Below are 18,833 nucleotides of genomic sequence, written 5' to 3'. Positions count from 1 at the left end.
AATGATAAAATAAGGATTAAAAAGCCCATTTTTCACAAAGGAACTAGGCTTTTTTAATCTAAAACATCATAGCTAGAAACTCACTGATTTTATCTGCCTTTCGACAAAAACGAACAAATTTCGGGGAGTGACAGGCGCGTTTATGAAAGAGTTATTAACCACTTATCCTAAAAAAACCATTACGTTAACCGACCTTGAAAAACTATTAAAACCTTACATCAATACATATGAAGAGTTTTCGAATACGATATTATCCTTAGAATCAGAAGAGGTATTAGTGATGGTGAAGTCAAAAGGACGTACAGTTAGAGCCCCGTCCCTTGCTTTACAGTATCGCATTGATAAGGGTTTGCTTGCAGTTGATCATCATAGAGAGATTCAGCGCTATCGAAATGTTTTTCATCCTTCTATAAATCTTGATGACTATTACCGCAAAGTTCCTTCGATTTGGCAAGATGACCTACCTTATATACAAAAAGTGGATGAATACATAAAGAATAATTCTTTTCCAGCTGAACAAGCTCCTGCACCTGAAAGAAGCTTTGAGTTAGTTGGAGATGAAAAATGGTTAGCTGAAAAAGGTGGTAAGGAGCTACTTGAGCGAATTGGCGTCTTTAATAAGCTTCGTATTATTCCTGTTTCTGATCCCCTCATGTTTGCGATAAATCCGATAAATATTCATAAAAACACTCAGTTCCATCTAATTGTTGAAAATAAGACAACTTATCAAGGTTTGCTACCAGCTTTACCCGAAACAGAGTTTTCGACCCTTATCTATGGAAAAGGAAAATCAGTGATAAAAAGCATTGAGCAGTTTTCAATTCAATACCCAATCGATGGATCACATCAGTTTTTTTATTTTGGTGACATTGATCGAGAAGGCTTGTTGATTTGGTATGCTTTAACGAAGAGACAGCCAGCAAAGCTGGCATTACCTTTCTATCGTGCTTGTTTAAAGAAAACGTCTGCTAAAGGAAAAGAGTATCAGAAAGAGAGCATCGAAGCGCAAAACTCGTTTCTAAGCTTCTTTCTCCCTGAGGAGCAGGATAAGATTAATAAACAATTGGCTGAAGGCAAGTATTATCCTCAAGAAATATTACAGACGAAAGAATTACAGAAGATTTGGAGGGAGTCCGATTGGAAAGTCCTGATATAAATGAGCTGACAAGTGGATACAGAGAGAGGATGAGGAGGCTTGCTCTTTTTGATCCATTATATGATTTAACGAGAAAGCGTGACCAAGATCTAGACGGTACGAGTATCGATATGAAAGGGCTTGGTCTGCTGACATTATTGTTCTTTTTTGAGAAAAAGCTCATGCGCCAATCGAAGACAGGTGTAGGCCAATTGGCTGAATTTCTAAAAAACATTTCAGAAAAACGATATCTTTTACCAGAAGAAAAATATGAAGAACTTGCAAGGACAATCATCCAAACCTTTCGTCCGACACATGGTAAGAAACGAAGCTATCTCTATTATGATTGGGAAACAAAGGAAGAACAATCGATTGAATATTCAATTTTAAAGGCAAACGGCTTTGATGTTAAGTCGAACACTCAGTATTATACGTTGGATGAAGATGGACTTGAGTTACTGTTTGCAACGAAGGAATTTTACAGTGAGTTTCAGCTATCTATTAATCAACTTATCTTAAGAAAGCAGTTGGATAAGGGGGAGTTTAAAGGAGCTCTCAGGCAAATAAATGAGATGCGAATTGATGTGGAGACATTACAGGAGCGTATGGTTAGGCTGAAACACGAGATTCAACGGAGCATTGTGTCAGAGGAAACCTTTGAGCGGTATAAGCAGCTTCTTGGGGATATTTATGAGCGACTTGAGCGAGAAGATGAGGAGTTCAAGGAGCTACGACAGTTTGTAAAAGAAACGAGAGACCGACTCTATTCCCAAGATGTCCATCAGAAGGAAAAGAAAACATATGGCTATGTACTAAAAATTAATCAGGAGCTTGAAGCGGTTCATTATGATCATTCTCGTTTGCTAGATGAAACGGTTACGTTAAAAAACACAACCCTTATTACAGCTCAAGAGTCCTTGTATTATACCGGCATTCAGTCTTTTAACTTTGATCAAGATTTAGTTTCTCGCATCGTATCGGGTCCTCTTCCATTAGAGGCATTAAAAGGGGTTCTCCATCCTTTTTTAAAAGTCGAGGAGAATGAACAATGGTCACCATTAGCCATTTTAGCTGAGCAAAACATTACCGAAGAACGAGACGAAAAAGTGGAACAAGGGTTTACTGAAGTGAACGAGGAGCAAGCAGAAGATCAGTACCGCAAGTGGCTTTCACAAAAATATAAAGAACTAATGAAGCTTTTCCTAGAGGCCTATAAAGCGGAAAAAGGAGGCGCGCTTTCTGCCTTTATCGATTTCCTTGATGAAAAGGATCAATCTTCCATCTATGCACAGCGTTATTTCTATGATTTTTGGTTAATTCTCCATCAACGCTCGCCAATCATTCGAGGAAGAGTAGATGAACAGGAAGGGAAGACGCTTCTTGGAGATGCTCTCGTTCTCACCGGGGATCGAACGCTTACGATAAAAGAAGGAAAAGGGATCATTCAAAAAGTACAGAGGTATTCGATTCAAGAAATGATCTTGGAATTGGAGGGAGAAGTGGATGAACTTTCCTGAGACTAAAGTGATCCAAGCCTTTAAGCTTTATACAAAGCTAGCACGTGAGGGAGCTGCAGACGTAGAAGCGGTTCAGCAATATAAAGCTGATGATGAAATTCGTGCCCTTCTTGATACGTTTAGCTATGAAGTGGATTGTGTCATTGTTTTAACGAGTGAGCAAATGTTTTTAGTACCGAGAACGAAGCTTTCACCTTTTCATGTGAGCAATGACTGGATAAAGCGCAATTATTTGCGTTCTGGTGCTACAAACGAAGATATTTATCTGTTGTATTTTTCGACGATTATTCTTTTTGGTAGCTTCTATGATACGTATCAGAGTCAAGAGCCAACGAGACAATTTATTCGTTTAGATGAATGGGTTTATTTTATTCAGGAGAGAATTGACCAATTGAAGTCGCACGACGAGAAGGAGTTGAAAGAATTCGAAAAAGAATTTTCTTATAATTGGTCTTTAATCATTGAAAAATGGGAAGATATGAATGATATCAAAGAAACTGCGAAGAAGCAAAGTGGTAATACAATCAGTCGGTTAAGCTTTATTGATACGGTGAAAAGATTCCTCGTCGATCAAGAGCTGGTTCAAGAGATCGGAAATGATGAAATCACTTTAACGGAAAAAGCGAAAACGATCATTCAACGATTCTTTATGGAAGTTGAGTATAATAAGGGAATTTTTGAATTTATTTACGGATTTGAAAGGACGGAATCATATGCCGGCGATCAGTAAAATTCGATTAACAAATGTTGTGTATGAAGAAGGGAACAAGCGCTATAACGATGAAACGTTTTTATTTGATGGGCATAATGGAGCGATTTTACTTGAAAATGGTGGCGGAAAAACAGTCCTAATTCAGACAGCTTTGCAGGCGATTATTCCCCATACGAATTTAGCAGAGCGGCAAATCAAAAAGACATTGGTCCTTGAAAACGCACCTGCTCATATTGCGATCGAATGGATTACCAATGATCAGCCAAGACGCTACGTGGTCACGGCTGTTACCCTTTATATGACCAAGCATGGCCTCGATTCATTACGTTACGTCTATGAATATGAAGCAAATGACCCAAATGGAATTGAGGGCATTCCCTTTGTGCGAGATGGGACAGAGTTGAAACGAACAGCTGAACGAGGAGAAATGCAAGATTATTATAGCCAAATGCGTGACCGTTCTTTCTTAGCTCACACCTTCCAAACGATTAAAGAGTATCGAAGCTTTCTTGAAGAACAGTATCATATTATTTCCACCGAGTGGGAAAGTGTCGTAAAAATAAATAGTACGGAAGGTGGAGTCGAGGCTTTCTTTGATGATTGCAAAAGTACAAATCAATTGTTCGATCGGTTATTAATTCCGACTGTAGAAAATTCAATTGCTGGACATAATAGCCAAATGTTTGCTGACATGTTTGAAAAACAGCATACAAGCTTTAAGCAGTATAAAAAGCTAAAAGAGACAATTGAAGAAAACAAACGAATTCAAGTGGAATTGGAAAAATTTGTTCATACGTTTGAGCAGCTCCATCATAGCAAGCGAGCATACGAAAAAACAAAGCAAAAAGCTAAAGGCACATGGGAAGAAACCCAACTGCAAAAGAAAAAGGCGATGGATGAACAAACGTCTATCTTACAGAAGCTAGAGGAATGGAAGAAAAAAGAACGTAAGCATGATGTAAGGTCTGCTTCTTATGATATTGCAGTTGAGGAATTGACCCTTCATACCTATACGAAAGACTACGAACAGGTTTTTGCGAAACAATCCGAGCTAGAGGAAGAGCTTGATGGGAATCAAATAGACTATTATTCCCTTAAACTGGCGGAGCTTAAGGTGGAACAGAAAAATTTCCAAGACCAGCTTAAGTATATAGAAGAGGAAATAGAGAAGTTGAATCAGGTGGAGGATCTTCAGGAGCTTGAGGAGCAACTAGAACAGGCTAAGCGAAGGTTACTTGGTTTTTTTATGGGGAAAATTGAGGAGATCGAGAAAGAGTTAAAAGGTGTGTCCTTTGAGCTTAATCCGATCGAAAATCAGCTTCAACAAGCTGAACATCGTTTGAACCAATTGCAAGAAAAAGAAACCGAAAAACAAAAGGATCTTTCTAGCATTGAAAGTCGGATTGAAACTCGAGCAAAGGATATGGACAAGCTAGAGCAGCAGCTATTAGCCAATCCAAAGCAGGAGCGTGTACAAAACGAAATCGCAAACTGGAATCATCGTTTTCAATTTTTAGATGAGGAGATCATTCGATTACGTCAAGAGGAAAAGCAAATTCATATGGAGAACAGTGAGGCGCAAGCTCGCAAAGAAGAGCTACAAGAGGAAAAAGGCAAACGAGAGCGTGAGCATGAAACGATTGTTTATCAGCTTCGTGCGATGGAACAAGATCAGAAAGTCTTGATTTCAAAACTGACTTCTGTTCGTCCTCAATGGGCAGCTCTTGAGAACGTTTACGAAAATGAGATCTCGATTGCTTCTAGAATAGAAGAAACAATTGAAAGACTAAGGCATGAAAGAAACCAACTATTATATGTAGAGCGAGTTGCACATCGATTTGCAGATGATTACGGTAAGCAAGATACCTTCTTCGGAGATGCATTTGTGGAGTCTCAGTTAAAATCTTGGAAAAATCAGTTCGATTATTTAATCACAGGGATAGAGTATTTGCAGTCTTTAGAAAAGAGTGATTATGAGGAGAAAAGAAGCTACCCTCTTTGGTCATTAACATTGATTACAACAAATAAATCGAAGGCGCCTTTGCAAGAAAAATTAAACGGAGTAGCGGATCGACTTCAATTCCCGATTCATGTAATGACAACAGAAGAAGCTGTTAGCGTTCATCAAGGAGAAGGAGGAAGTTCGTGGGTAGCACCTCTTCATTGGAGCAAGGGAATGGAAGATGAATCCTTTCAAGAATGGAAAAAAGAAATCACGAAAAGTGCAAAGGAAACAACCATTTCAAGAGAGCAAAAAGAAAAGGAAATCAAAGCTTGGGAAAGAATCCATGAAGCATTTAGACAATTTATGGAACAACATTCCTATGAAAAAATAACCCAGTTAAGTGATGAACGCTCAAAGCTATTAAATCAACTAGAGCAACTCACTCTCAAAATTCAAAATGAAGAAAAATGGATCGTCGAGTTACGCTCCAAGCATACGCTTCTAAAAGATACGGTTGCAAGGCATCAGGATGAAATGAAAGGACTTGAGTGGAAAATTGATAAAGGCAGTCTTTATCTCCAATACAGTCGAGAGGTAGAAGACGCTAGAAAGAAGGAAATGCAGCTAAAAGAACAGCTTGAGACCGTTGAAATAGAAACGAAGAGTGCAAAACATCAATATGAATCGTTCATAGAACAAAAGCAAGGGTTAGAAGAGCGAATTCGCTCTTTAAAAACGGAATTATTGATTTTAAAACGAGATGAAGACTTTCTTGCGATCGAATCTCTCATTCCACTGTATACAAATGAGAGCAAAAAGACGATTCAAGAGAAAGTACGTAACCTAGAATATAAAATTCGCGAAATGAGTGTGAGTTACAATGAATGGAAGGCGAAATTGGCAAATGCAAAGGAGGGCATTGAACGTACTCAAAGGGCTATGGAACAGCTTCGTATCGAGCATAGTATGCTTGATGAAGAGGTTCTTTTTCCAAGTGACGGTAAGCAGTTATTGAAGGGTTTATGGGGAAAAATCGAACGGCTAAAGCATCAGGTAACGTCCCTAAAACAAGATGTACATAATAAATTGTCCGCAAAAGAAAATCAAAAAGGGAAATGGCAAACCAAGATCGAGCAATTTCAAAAAGATTATCCTGATGAAGCGATTGATGAATTTACTTCACCATTAGAAGAAGTGAAAAATGAATTAAAGAGACAAAAAGTAAAGCTAAAAGAAAGCAAAAGCTACCTAGAGCAAGAGAAGAAGAGAATAGGACATGAGCTATCTAGTATTGAAGAAGCAGAACGAGGTTTAGAACGTTTTATTGAAAAGCATCACTTTAATGCACCAGGTATTGTCGCAATGTCGTTACGTTCAGAAGAAAGCCTAGAATTCTCCTATAATCGGAAACAATTTGTAAACTCGATCGTTAAGGTACTTGAACAAGCAAGAGAAATAGTAGAAAAAGAATGCGAGAAGGTCGACCGTGAAAAGCAATCCTTTAGACAATTTTGTCAGACGATTACGGATGTGAAAATGAGAAGGATGGCTGAAAATGGGATTGAACACAAACGAACGTACGAAGATTTACTTGATTTTAAGAAAAACATGCTCGCAAGTGTGGAAAGAGCCACCAATTATGCAAATGAACATATCCGTCAAAAGGATGCCGAGCTTCAAGCGTTCATTAATCAGGTTCATGCTCACTTAAAAACGCTGGTTGAAGAATTGAAGCTGATCCCTAAAAAGACAAGAGTAAAAGTTGGAGATGGTTGGAAACAGATTTTCACATTTACGATTCCAGAATGGGAAGAGGAAGACGGAAAAACTCGAATTCGTGATCATCTCGAAAGGGTACTCCAGCAGCTTGAATCCGATCATTTTAAAAATGATCAAGGAATTCAAGATGAGGGGAAAGTACGAAAAGAAATCGAAATGAAGCTTCAATCCAAGCAGTTGCTTCAAATGGTGATGAAGAATGAAGGGATGAAAGTGAACTGTCGTAAGGTGACAAATGATAACAAGGTGACAACAAGATCGTATTCATGGGAACAAAGTAACGTTTGGTCTGGGGGCGAAAAATGGAGTAAGAACATGACTCTTTTCTTAGGGATCTTAAATTATGTCGCTGAGAAAAAACAGCATATTCAACCAAACATGAAACGTCACAGAGCTGTCATCTTGGACAATCCGTTTGGAAAGGCTTCGAGTGATCATGTTTTAAGCCCAGTGTTCTTTGTGGCCGAGCAATTAGGATTTCAAATCATTGCTCTAACGGCTCATGCAGAAGGGAAATTTCTGCAAGACTTTTTCCCTGTTATTTATAGTTGCCGCTTGCGAGAATCAGTGGACGCTACGAAAAAAGTCATGACGAAAGAAAAATGGTTACATCATGCCTATTTCCAAGACCATGAACCAATATCAATTGGTAGACTTGGAGAGATGGAGCAAATGGTGTTGTTTGAGTAGTCGTGTTGATGATAATGAAAAGTTTGAAATGCTAAATTCCATATTAGCAAACAAAGCAACGATGCGCAGTTAGTAAAATGGGAGCAAAACTATATTAATTGGTTATGCTCCCATTTTTGGTGCGCCCAGCATGGGTACAATCTACAGGGTGAAAGTCCCGAGCCGTGAAGGCAGAAGTAGCAAGGGCTCAAAAGTCTATTCATGATATATTAAACCTTACGTTAGACTTAGATGGAACCGCCTTATACGGTGTGGATTTGAAATAATGTCGTACCGTTTGTAATTTATCAAGACCAAAATCGAAGAAAGTCATATAAAATAAAGGGTGAAACATATTAGTCATGTCTAATATGTTTCACCCTATTACTTCTTGCTCAGTAATCGCGCTCTTTTCTTGAATAAGTAAGAAATAAAGCCCTACCCTTAACTGACAATCTTATAATATTCTCTTGCTTCCTCTCGGCCTTCTGCATAGCCACCGTAGGAGGCCTTTAATTTTTGCGTCAAGGCTTTTGTTAGCGCGACTTCATTTTCCAGAGCCTCCTTCAGCGTAAAAGCCGTATCCTAGCGTACAGATAAAAAATTATAGTGGGCTATTTTGTCGTAAAGTTCAGAAATGTTAGTGGGATACGATAAAGAAATAGTGATTTAAATTCATGATCTTTTGATATGTCTGCATTAGGACATCTTTTTCTTAACTCAGAGAGGAAAGTACTCTTATTTTCCAATGAGAATTTCATGTTAGTTTTTGATTCAAAAGAAAGTTCTATACCTTTGTCAGATGGTGTAATACGGAAACCAGTGAGTTTATCTGTTGTTGGAGAAACTTTTGATATGGTCTCATATGAAATTCTTCTCTTAAATGGACCGCCTTTTATTAATAAATATTTTTCATGAAAAATATATTTAATAGAAGTTCTGTACCATAGTACCAAACCTAAAGAAAAAATAAATATGATAATTGTAGTTATTGTAGTTGGTACAGTCAGTAATGGTAAATTAAATAATGATTCAGCAAAAAAGATTGATACAGCACTCAGTATGAAAAGTAGAAGGAGCTCAATATAGTCTTATAAGCAATGTGACTTTAGTATTTGATTCCGATAATCAAGTTATAAGTTATTCAGAAACTTTGATTACGAAAAGTAAAGATAATAAATTTGTTATTTCATCTTACTTTGACGGGAATTTAATGCAAAGTGAAGTTACAGATATAGATTATGTTAGTAATGATGTACTTCAAGAAGAACTGAATACTTTAAAGAATGCGACTGGAAATGAACCAGGATTCTCAACTCTAGGTTTTAATGAGGTTGCTCTTTGTATTTCAGGAGTACTTTTAATAGATTTAACAGTTGCAAGGTTAATTGCAGGAGCTTGTATAACCTCTTGTCCAGCCGTACCCCCAGTCCTTAATTACTCTAATGATTTCATGGGTTGTAATTAGCTATGGTAGTATTACAATATTCCTCTATATTTTGTGTATGCTCAGCCTTATCAATTAATTCTATTTTTGCTTGGATACTATAGTAAAAGAAGTGACGAGTTAACAAACATTCAAAGACAGGATCAAAAAATTTTTACATAAACATAAACTTAATTAAGTAAATAAATTTCATATTATGAGCCAAGGGTTCAAGGGATAAAAAAGGAGTTCCTCTCCAAAAGTCGAATTTTGTAAGTGACCAAACAAATTCGAAGGAGGGAAGACTCCTATGTCTATTGTACGACAAGATTCGCCTTATTAGCATGCAAATTTTACTCAAATTAGAGCCTACCCAACTTTTCAATAAAGTGTGCCCTTTGTAAAGGGTATTTTATTATTCCACTAAAATTTTTATTAGCTTAGACCCACTGCTTTTTTTGAAACTTGTGTTTTGACGATAAGGTCCACTTTACTACATTATGTCAAGTAAGGCTAATTGAAATTACAGTCTTTATTTAAGAAGATAAGATAAGTGTTGCTGTTTATGAGAATTTATAGTAATGTATAAAATAATTTAATTGTTTAAATTTAAAAAGCACTGATAAGGACATGAGTTACTTTTTACGGTTTCCAGAGAGGGAAGGAAAGCTGAAATCTTCCTAACGCAGGAAAGTATCTTACCACCTTTGAGTTGTATTGGGGAATTAAGTATCCAATACCGGTTTATGCTACGTTACAGCACCAGAGCCGTAAGCTACCTTTTAGCTTATGGGAAATTGGGTGGAACCACGAGTATAACGCACTCGTCCCTTGCCGTAGGGATGAGTGCGTTTTTTGTTTTACAATTATATAAAAATGATTGCGATGAAAAGGACATGAATTATTTTACGGTTTTCAGAGAGGGAAGAATAAGCTGCGAACTTCCTAACTTAGGAAAATAACTTACCGCCTTTGAGCTGTATTGGGGAACTTAAGTATCCAATATCGTCCATGCTACGTTACAGCACCAGAGCCATAAGTTATTTCTTAGCTTATGGGAAATTGGGTGGAACCACGGGTTAAAACACACTCGTCCCTTGCCATAGGGATGAGTGTGTGTTTTTTTTATTTATTACTTTAAAAGGAGTGTTTATTGTTATGATTAAAATTCAATTTCTAGACGGAAAAATAAAGGAATTTCCAAAAGGCATTTCCGTAAAAAGTGTAGCAGAGTCCATTAGTTCAAGTTTAAGTAAAAGTGCAGTTGCAGGGAAAGTAGATGAACAACTGGTCGATTTAAGCTACAAGATAGAAAAAGATGCGGAACTCTCTGTTTTAACTTTAGATTCGGAAGAAGGATTGCATATTTTAAGACATTCTTCAGCGCATGTATTAGCGCAAGCTGTGAAGAGACTCTATGGACATGTGGAATTAGGGATAGGTCCAGTCATTGAAGATGGATTTTACTATGATTTAAAGCTGGAACAAAGTTTGAATTCTGATGACTTACTTGCCATTGAAAAAGAAATGGAGAACATTATAAACGAGAATTTAGAAATAAAGCAAATGGAAGTTTCATATGAAGAAGCGAAAAAGTTATTTGAAGAAAAAGGTGAGCCATTTAAGTTAGAAATATTAAAGGACATTTCAAAAGGTGAAAAAATAACTCTTTATCAACAAGGAGAATTTATTGATCTTTGTCGAGGTCCGCATCTTCCATCTACTGGTTTCATCAAAGCCTTTAAATTAACTCGTGTATCAGGTGCTTATTGGCGAGGTGAGAGTCAAAATGAAGTTCTGCAACGAGTGTATGGAGTGGCATTTAAAAAGAAAAAGGATTTAAATGAATATCTAAATTTCTTAGAAGAAGCAGCCAAACGAGATCACCGTAAATTAGGGAAACAATTGGAGCTATTTATGTTTTCTGAGGAAGCACCGGGAATGCCATTTTATCTATCAAAAGGACAAATCATTCGAAATGAATTAGAAAATTTCTCTCGTGAACTTCAAAACAGTGCTTCTTACGATGAGGTTCGTACTCCATTTATGATGAATCAACAATTATGGGAGAAATCGGGTCATTGGGACCATTATCACGAAAATATGTACTTCACTGAAGTTGAGCATAAAAAATTCGCAATGAAACCAATGAATTGTCCGGGTCATATGCTGATTTTTAAAAACAACCTTTACTCTTATCGAGATTTACCGATTCGAATGGCGGAATTTGGTCAGGTTCACCGTCATGAATACAGTGGTGCTTTAAATGGAATGCTTCGGGTTCGTACATTTTGTCAGGATGATGCCCACATCTTTGTTCGAGAGGATCAAATTGAAAGTGAAATTAAACAAGTATTTTATCTAATTGACCAAGTATATCGTACTTTTGGTTTTGACTATTCAGTGGAGCTTTCAACACGTCCAGAGGATTCATTAGGTGATGACAACCTTTGGGAAATTTCTGAAGGAGCATTAAAGAATGTACTGAAAAATTTAAAAATTAAATACCACTTAAACGAAGGGGATGGGGCATTTTATGGGCCGAAAATTGATTTTCATATTAAAGATGCATTAAAACGAAGCCATCAATGTGCAACAATCCAACTTGACTTTCAGATGCCAGAAAAATTTGATTTAACTTATGTCAATGAAAATAACGAAAAGGTTCGACCTGTTGTTATTCATCGTGCTATTTTTGGATCCATTGATCGTTTCTTTGGTATTTTAATCGAACATTTCGCAGGTGCTTTTCCTGTATGGCTTGCACCGATACAAGTCCAAATTATCCCTATCTCAAAAGTTCACTTTGACTATTGTTTACAGATTCAATCGGAACTGAAGCAATTAGGAGTAAGGGTGAAAATTGACAAAAGTAATGAAAAGCTAGGGTACAAAATAAGAGAAGCACATATGCAAAAGATCCCATATATGCTGGTGCTAGGTGATAACGAAGTTAAAGAAAATGCAGTAAATGTTAGAAAATATGGGGATCAACAATCAGATAGTGTTCCTTTTGAAAGTTTTAAAAAGAGAATTGTAAAACAGATTAAAGAACGTAGTATTTAAATGAAAAATATAACTAAATCCAGTTATTCTACAACATATTGAGGATTTATCCTTATCTTTAATGCAAAGGTTACTAGATAATAAGTTGATGGTACTTTAGCCCTTACCTATCTGTATGAAGAGGTATTTCCCAAAAAATAATCAAAATGGTATTTATATATGTTAAGGTTTTTGATAAGGAGGGCGTTAGACTTATGAAGATTTTATGATTGATTCTTACTTTAATACCTGCTCCATTCTTGTTTCACTTTTACGAATATGGGCAACATGTAAAACGTGAAGAAGCACCTTTTTTGTTTTTAGGTTCTGTAATCTATATTATTATAATTGGCTTTTTATCTGGTAAAATAAAAATTCATAACGTAATTTGGGTTAATGTTATTATGGGCTTATCGTCAATACTTTTGGCAATGTATTTTATTCCTGACGACAGTTGGTTTAAGCCTTTTGGCAGAGATTTTGCAGTTATATTCGTTGCAGTTATTTTTTTTAAGGGCAAGTATTAGTAAGGTTTTTTTCAAAGCTTTTTTTCGAAAAAAAATAAACTACATTTCTAACATAGTTTATACCCCCTAAATTTAACAATAGAAAAAAACCATGCTTTCGATAAAAAAACATGGATTTTTTCTATTGTTTGATGGTCACATTTTATTTTTAAATCACTACATTTAACTGAAACCATATGCCATTTCAGAATGCCAATCAATTGGTAAATTGTGATCTAGCAGTTTCTGTTGAAATGAATATAGTTTACGTTTTTTGCAAGGAGTGAGAGTGATAAAAAATATAAAGAAATTTATTTATCTATGCTTGGGGTTTTTCTTTATCGGTTTGGGGATTATTGGGATTATTCTGCCGCTCGTCCCAACAACTCCCTTCTTACTATTAGCGTCGGCTTGTTTTGTAAGAGGATCTGAAAGGTTTGATCGCTGGTTTAAAGGCACCACACTATATAAAAAGCATTTAGAGGGATTTTTGAAAGAAAGAGCATTGACGCTGCAGCAAAAAATCACAATTAACGCATTTGCTGACTGTATGATTGCCATTCCGTTCATTCTATCGGAAAGCTTGATTGTAAAAACCATCTTAGTCATCATCGTCGGATATAAATATTATTACTTCATCTATAAAATAAAAACGATAAGAGGAACTGTGCAATAATACACGGTTTTAGTACAAATCACTAGATTAGCAGTTTTTTAAAGACCAAGCCCAAAAACCTTGTTATGAAAAAATAACAAGGTTTACCGTGTAAACGAGCATCAAAGGTTGTTTACCAGAGGGCTGGCTTACCGACCATAAACCAAAGCATTGCCATTAATAAAACAATGTAAATCAAAATCGAACGCTTTAGTTTATCAGCAAGAGCGCTTCTGTCCTGACCTTTTTCATGGAATTTTCTAATGGTTGGAGAAAATGCACGGGCCAGAAAAAATAATGAACAAAATAGGATAATCAGCGTCAAGACAATCCACGGCGTCCCCCAAGTCCATGGACCGAGCATCACAAGCAGTATCCCTGTTGCCACTAGCACATGACCTGAATGCTTCGCGATTCTGACCGCAAAACGAAAGGTATCTAGATATGCATTTATTTCTCCTTCGTTTGCCATTCGTAGTTTTTTGACTACAGGCAATAGGAGAAAGAAAGGTCCAATTGATGCGATGGCGCTAAGAACATGAGTATAGAGTAAGAGTCGATACCAAACATCCATTTGTCTGTTATCCGTTTACTGGGCTGAATTCATGCACCCAAACTCTCATTTGCGGGAGCCATGGCATTCCAGGATGATAGGACAAGATTGCTTCCTTATATTCCTCTACCGTATTAAAGCCTTCTTGGCGAGCGTGTTCATCGGTTAACTCACCAAGAGCTTGTGAATAAACGCGTTCAACTACGAACTTTTTGTCTTTTAATACCATGATTTCTCCAATATCTGCATATCTTCCATTACGACGTGTGGCTGTTTTCTTACCTTCAATTACTTTGTTCACATCATCCGGCTTCGTTACAAGCCGATCAATTGTACATGTTTTTGGTGGAAGTGCATGGTTTGCTTCTTGATTTGTCATGAATAAAGCTCCCTTCAATTCTTAAATCCTTATTAATGTATCATAGATCGAACAAGACGAATACCTATGACGTGAGAGATGTTTTGCTTCAAAGAAGAATCCCCTTAATTTGAGCTCTCTTCCCTTGCTCTGCTCTCTTTTGTTCGATACGATAGAGGAAACATTTTCTAGGAGGCGATCGCCAATGACGACTGTGCATGATTTCTCTGCTGTCACCTTAGAAGGAAAAGAACAACCCCTAAATGAATACAAGGGGAAGGTACTGCTTATTGTCAATACAGCGAGCAAATGTGGCCTAACGCCACAATACAAAGACTTGCAGAAGCTCTATGAAACCTTTGCTGATGAGCCATTTGAAGTGCTCGGCTTTCCGTGCAATCAATTCGCAGAGCAGGAGCCGGGAACGAATGAGGAAATTGCATCCTTTTGCCAAAAGAATTATGGCGTTACGTTCCCCATGTTCGAAAAAGTAGACGTAAATGGCGAGAACGCTCATCCACTTTTTAATTATTTAACGGAAGAAACAAAAGAAACGTATGGTCAAAAAGATGTAAAATGGAATTTTGAAAAGTTTTTGATTACAAAAGATGGTACGGTTGCAAAGCGGTTTTCCTCGCAAACGGAGCCGAGCGAATTAAAAGCCGAGATTGAACGTCTTTTGTAGTCAATGTCTGAAGAGGAGGGAGTCACAAATGGGTGATACCCACCTTGATTTGCGAATAGAGGAGAGCCTATAGTCCAGTGACCTTTCCAAACAAAGGCTTTTGCAGATTTTATGAGGGATCAGCATTAAATGAGGATGATTTTTTTAATTATTTTCCATTAAATAGGTGGAGAATGAGACAAATGGTAAAAATAATTTAAAAGCTTTCGAGAGTTGGTTATAGTTTCGATACAAAAAAGAGGGGCAGGGAAAGGTGGCTTAGTGATTTTGTTACCGCTTACTCAGAAGTTCGACCCGATTTCAATGGTATTTTTGATCTGTATCCTGATGTGTTAAGCTATCCTATGGATTTTACTGAAATCGAGTCAGCAGAATTTGCGTTGCCTGAAGAAGCATATGAAAGGGAACAAATTGAATAAGGAGCTTGTTAGAAAGGAAGAGTACAACCATGAAGCCTGCTCTTAATAAAAGGGGAAGGCTTCTTTTTTGTGGAGAAAAAGCGTACAGGTATGACAAATGTCATACCTGTTACTTGACGTTCATGACTTCTAACGTTTGAAAATCTTATTTATTATAGAATCAGTCAAATGGTTTTCCAAAAATAAAATGTAACACATACACGTAAGGAGGAAAGATGTGAGTACACAAAAACTAGCACAGCTTAAGAAGAATGTCGCACCTTTTGAAAAATCAGACGCTAAGTCGAGTATACGACAGATGCTCAATACCTTTCTCCCATTTATTTTGCTTTGGTTCCTTGCGTACCAAAGTTTATCCATATCGTTTTGGTTAACGCTTGCATTGGCAGTTGTGGCAGCAGGATTTGTGGTTCGGATCTTTATTATTTTTCATGATTGCTGTCATGGCTCGTTTTTTAAAAGCAAGAAAGCCAATGATATTCTCGGGACCATTACGGGCATCATTACGATGTTCCCTTATGAAAAATGGAAGCGAGACCATGCAATCCACCATGCTACAAGCAGCAACCTAGACAAGCGTGGGACAGGGGATGTATGGATCATGACAGTGGATGAATATGTGGCAGCATCCTTCAAAGAAAGACTGGCATACCGTCTTTACCGGAACCCATTCATTATGTTTGGATTAGGTCCGCTCTACCTTTTCTTAATAACGAACCGCTTGAACCGTAAAGGAGCAAAACGAAAAGAACGAATCAATATGTATGTCATCAATACTTCGATTGTTGCTGTCTATGCACTCATGATTTGGGCGATTGGTTGGCAGGCATTCCTTATCATTCAAGGGCCGGTTTTATTTGTGGCTGGGCTACTTGGTATTTGGTTGTTCTATGTGCAGCATCAATTTGAAGATTCTTATTTTGAAGATGAGACCGAGTGGGATTATGTGAAAGCGGCTGTCGATGGAAGCTCTTATTACAAGCTCCCTAAAGTATTGCAATGGGTGACAGGGAACATTGGCTATCATCACGTGCACCATTTAAGCCCAAGAGTACCGAACTATCATTTAGAAAAAGTACATGAAACGACACCTCCATTGCAGAAAGCAACAACCATTACGATCGGCTCTAGCTTAAAATCGATTCGTTTCCGTCTTTATGATGAAAAAAGAAAGACGTTTGTTAGCTTTAAAGAAGTTAAGCACCTTCTGACTCAAGCAAAGCAAGAGGTAAAAATCGATAACCGAGGGGCAAGCCTTCAAGGAAAATAAATGGCAAGATGTAAAAAGCCTTCAACTTTGTATTGAAGGTTTTTTCGTACGTTAGGAAAGCATAAAATTTTTTACAACGGAGTATCGAAGTCGTTAAAATTTAACGGTCTAAGTATAACTGCAATTAAGGCTGTCGCGATGGTGGATTTGGCGAAAAGACAAGTTTTGTTTATTACGGTTAATATGTAAGAATCATGAGGCATGGCAATGATAATCAGTGTAAGATAAGAAGAGAAGAACTGTGGCGTTGATCGTATTTATTCAGAATGAACGGTTTGGCATGAAGGAGGCCTCTATGCAAAGTTGGTATAACATTTTCCCAAAAAACACGGGGCTAAGTGTCTATGTATGGATTGTTTTTTGCATTTTGCCCTTCTATTTTATTTTTCGTTCTTCATCAGGGATTGAAATTACGTTCGGTATCTTGATGATCGTGTTATTTTTCATTGCATACCGCCTATCTTTTATTTCGAAGGGCTGGCTTGTCTATGTATGGGTCGGGATAGAAATAGCGATAAGTATTGTTATGACTCTGTTTTTTGGCTACGTATATTTTGCGCTGTTTTTAGCATTCTTTATCGGGAACATTCAAAATAAAATTGGGTTTTTCACGTTGTATGTTGTTCTGCTTTTTAGCACGATTGCTGCGGTTAACGTCAGCTTTTTTACCCAAAATGAATTATTTTTCTCTCAGTTTCCATTTATTGTGATTTGTGTGATTGGTGTGATCTTATTGCCATTTAACACCTACAACCGGAACAAGCGTGAAAAGCTTGAGGGTCAATTAGAAGATGCGAACCTTAGGATTTCTCAACTTATGGTCATTGAAGAGCGTGAGCGTATTGCACGTGATTTACATGATACGCTGGGACAAAAGCTGTCTCTCATTGGATTAAAAAGTGATTTGGCTGGAAAATTAATGGACGCAAATCCTGATGCAGCCAAAAGTGAAATCAGTGATATTCAACAGACGGCAAGAACGGCACTAAAAGAAGTACGCGAGATGGTGACAGATATGAGAGAAGCCAACCTTGAAGAGGAAATCATTCGCATTCAGCAAATGTTAAATGCTGCGCAAAAGAAATTTACGATTGAAGGAAATCCAAAATTGATCAATATACCATTGTTGGTGGAAAATGTTGTAAGTATGTGCTTAAAAGAAGCAGTAACGAATGTTGTTAAGCATAGTCAAGCTTCGTACTGTCACATTTTGATAAAGCAGTCTCCGGACGAATTGCTTATAAGAGTCCAAGATAACGGAATGGGTACTCCAGAAAGCATTGATTTCACGAAAGGCAATGGACTGCGGGGAATGAAGGAGCGTCTTGAATTTGTGAATGGAAGCCTAGAGATAAGACCATTAAATGGGACCACGTTAAACATTCGAGTACCAAATGTCATTCAACAAACGAAACAGGAGGGATTGGTGTGATTCGAATTGTGATTGCTGAAGATCAGCGAATGTTATTAGGGGCATTAGGGGCGCTGCTTGATTTGGAAGAAGATATGGAAGTTGTTGGCAAAGCAAAAAATGGCGAAGAAGCGTTGAATCTTGTTCAACAGCTTCAGCCAGACATATGTATCATGGATATTGAAATGCCATTAAAAAGCGGACTTGATACAGCGGAAGAATTGAAGGAGTATCCTTGCAAAGTGATTATATTGACGACATTTGCTAGAGCAGGGTATTTCGAGCGTGCGCGAAAAGCTGAGGTAAGTGGCTATTTGTTAAAAGATAGTCCAAGTGAGGAGTTAGCTAACTCGATTCGCACGATTATGGACGGGCGACGTGTTTATGCTCCAGAATTAGTTGATTTAGCATATGAAAATGAAAATCCACTTACGAAGCGTGAAAAACAGGTAATTGAACTGATCGCTGATGGAAAGAACACAAAGGAAATTGCCAGTGAGCTCTATATTACGAATGGTACTGTGCGTAATTACATTTCCGTCATTCTTGATAAATTAGAAGTAAGTAACCGGATTGAAGCGATTGCTCGGTTTAAAGAAAAGGGCTGGTTTAAATAAAGACGACACTTGCACACAATAAAATTTTAAAAAATATTATATAAATGGATTTTTTCACCATTAATTAATTAAGGAAAGAAAAAAGGTGCTTATGTTTCACTTACTCAAACACAAGCACCTTTTTAAATTTT

The 18,833-nt window shown here is 37.3% G+C and carries 15 protein-coding genes and 2 other annotated features; of the genes, 12 read left to right on the top strand and 3 right to left on the bottom strand.

From position 1 onward, the window contains the following. Window positions 1-142 precede the first annotated feature (142 nt). The 4 genes from BLT_RS0117950 to BLT_RS0117935 are packed head-to-tail and all read left to right on the top strand — an operon-like array spanning window position 143 to window position 7,778. A complete protein-coding gene (locus BLT_RS0117950; protein WP_017729129.1) occupies window positions 143-1,156 on the top strand; it encodes a Wadjet anti-phage system protein JetD domain-containing protein in 1,014 nt (337 codons plus the stop codon). Next, the gene (locus tag BLT_RS0117945; protein WP_017729128.1) at window positions 1,138-2,652 is read left to right on the top strand and encodes a hypothetical protein; all 1,515 of its coding nucleotides are present in this window, start codon (window positions 1,138-1,140) and stop codon (window positions 2,650-2,652) included. The genes BLT_RS0117950 and BLT_RS0117945 overlap by 19 nt, the downstream gene beginning before the upstream one ends. After that, on the top strand, window positions 2,639-3,382 hold the full coding sequence (locus tag BLT_RS0117940; protein WP_017729127.1) for a DUF6063 family protein: 744 nt from the start codon (window positions 2,639-2,641) through the stop codon (window positions 3,380-3,382). Before BLT_RS0117945 ends, BLT_RS0117940 begins: the two co-directional genes overlap by 14 nt. Beyond that, a complete protein-coding gene (locus BLT_RS0117935; protein WP_017729126.1) occupies window positions 3,366-7,778 on the top strand; it encodes a hypothetical protein in 4,413 nt (1,470 codons plus the stop codon). Before BLT_RS0117940 ends, BLT_RS0117935 begins: the two co-directional genes overlap by 17 nt. Window positions 7,779-8,371: 593 nt before the next feature. Here the strand turns inward: BLT_RS0117935 and BLT_RS23390 are convergent. Next, entirely contained in the window at window positions 8,372-8,713 is a 342-nt protein-coding gene (locus BLT_RS23390; protein ID WP_236611112.1) for a PH domain-containing protein, read from the bottom strand. Between the two features lie 146 nt (window positions 8,714-8,859). Here BLT_RS23390 and BLT_RS0117925 point away from each other — a divergent pair, with 146 nt between their 5' ends. From BLT_RS0117925 to BLT_RS0117910, 4 genes are all read left to right on the top strand, one after another. Further along, window positions 8,860-9,225 (top strand): hypothetical protein, encoded by a 366-nt coding sequence (locus BLT_RS0117925; RefSeq protein WP_017729125.1) that lies wholly within the window; start codon window positions 8,860-8,862, stop codon window positions 9,223-9,225. A gap of 568 nt (window positions 9,226-9,793) precedes the next feature. After that, window positions 9,794-10,018, top strand: a binding site (T-box leader). Between the two features lie 41 nt (window positions 10,019-10,059). After that, window positions 10,060-10,284: a binding site (T-box leader), on the top strand. 57 nt (window positions 10,285-10,341) lie between these two features. Further along, a complete protein-coding gene (gene thrS / locus BLT_RS0117920; protein ID WP_017729124.1) occupies window positions 10,342-12,249 on the top strand; it encodes a threonine--tRNA ligase in 1,908 nt (635 codons plus the stop codon). A gap of 209 nt (window positions 12,250-12,458) precedes the next feature. Beyond that, a complete protein-coding gene (locus BLT_RS0117915) occupies window positions 12,459-12,755 on the top strand; it encodes a hypothetical protein (protein ID WP_017729123.1) in 297 nt (98 codons plus the stop codon). 268 nt (window positions 12,756-13,023) lie between these two features. Next, window positions 13,024-13,410 carry a YbaN family protein gene (locus tag BLT_RS0117910; protein WP_017729122.1) on the top strand — a complete coding sequence of 129 codons (387 nt, stop codon included), beginning with the start codon at window positions 13,024-13,026 and terminating at the stop codon, window positions 13,408-13,410. Between the two features lie 112 nt (window positions 13,411-13,522). On the opposite strand, the gene BLT_RS0117905 is transcribed toward BLT_RS0117910, so the two are convergent. Beyond that, window positions 13,523-13,963, bottom strand: coding sequence for a hypothetical protein (locus BLT_RS0117905; protein ID WP_017729121.1), 441 nt, complete (start codon window positions 13,961-13,963; stop codon window positions 13,523-13,525). 7 nt (window positions 13,964-13,970) lie between these two features. Next, window positions 13,971-14,321, bottom strand: a complete 351-nt coding sequence (locus tag BLT_RS0117900; RefSeq protein WP_017729120.1) for an ASCH domain-containing protein — start codon at window positions 14,319-14,321, stop codon at window positions 13,971-13,973. A gap of 184 nt (window positions 14,322-14,505) precedes the next feature. On the opposite strand from BLT_RS0117900, the gene BLT_RS0117895 reads away from it, so the two are divergent. The 4 genes from BLT_RS0117895 to BLT_RS0117880 all read left to right on the top strand — a co-directional run bounded on the left by BLT_RS0117895 (window position 14,506) and on the right by BLT_RS0117880 (window position 18,702). Continuing rightward, window positions 14,506-14,985 carry a glutathione peroxidase gene (locus BLT_RS0117895; RefSeq protein WP_017729119.1) on the top strand — a complete coding sequence of 160 codons (480 nt, stop codon included), beginning with the start codon at window positions 14,506-14,508 and terminating at the stop codon, window positions 14,983-14,985. A gap of 636 nt (window positions 14,986-15,621) precedes the next feature. Continuing rightward, window positions 15,622-16,674: a fatty acid desaturase gene (locus BLT_RS0117890; protein ID WP_017729118.1), complete on the top strand. Its 1,053-nt coding sequence runs from the start codon at window positions 15,622-15,624 to the stop codon at window positions 16,672-16,674. A 295-nt stretch (window positions 16,675-16,969) separates the two neighbouring features. Then, a complete protein-coding gene (locus tag BLT_RS0117885) occupies window positions 16,970-18,106 on the top strand; it encodes a sensor histidine kinase (protein WP_017729117.1) in 1,137 nt (378 codons plus the stop codon). Next, window positions 18,103-18,702, top strand: a complete 600-nt coding sequence (locus BLT_RS0117880) for a response regulator transcription factor (RefSeq protein ID WP_017729116.1) — start codon at window positions 18,103-18,105, stop codon at window positions 18,700-18,702. The genes BLT_RS0117885 and BLT_RS0117880 overlap by 4 nt, the downstream gene beginning before the upstream one ends. The last annotated feature ends 131 nt before the right edge of the window (window positions 18,703-18,833 follow it).

Origin of the sequence: Halalkalibacterium ligniniphilum (genome assembly GCF_000334155.1) — a bacterium.
GTDB classification, from domain to species: Bacteria; Bacillota; Bacilli; order Bacillales; family Bacillaceae_D; genus Halalkalibacterium; species Halalkalibacterium ligniniphilum.
Note: the sequence above shows the minus strand (reverse complement) of the source record. Positions and strands in the feature narration are given on the sequence as shown.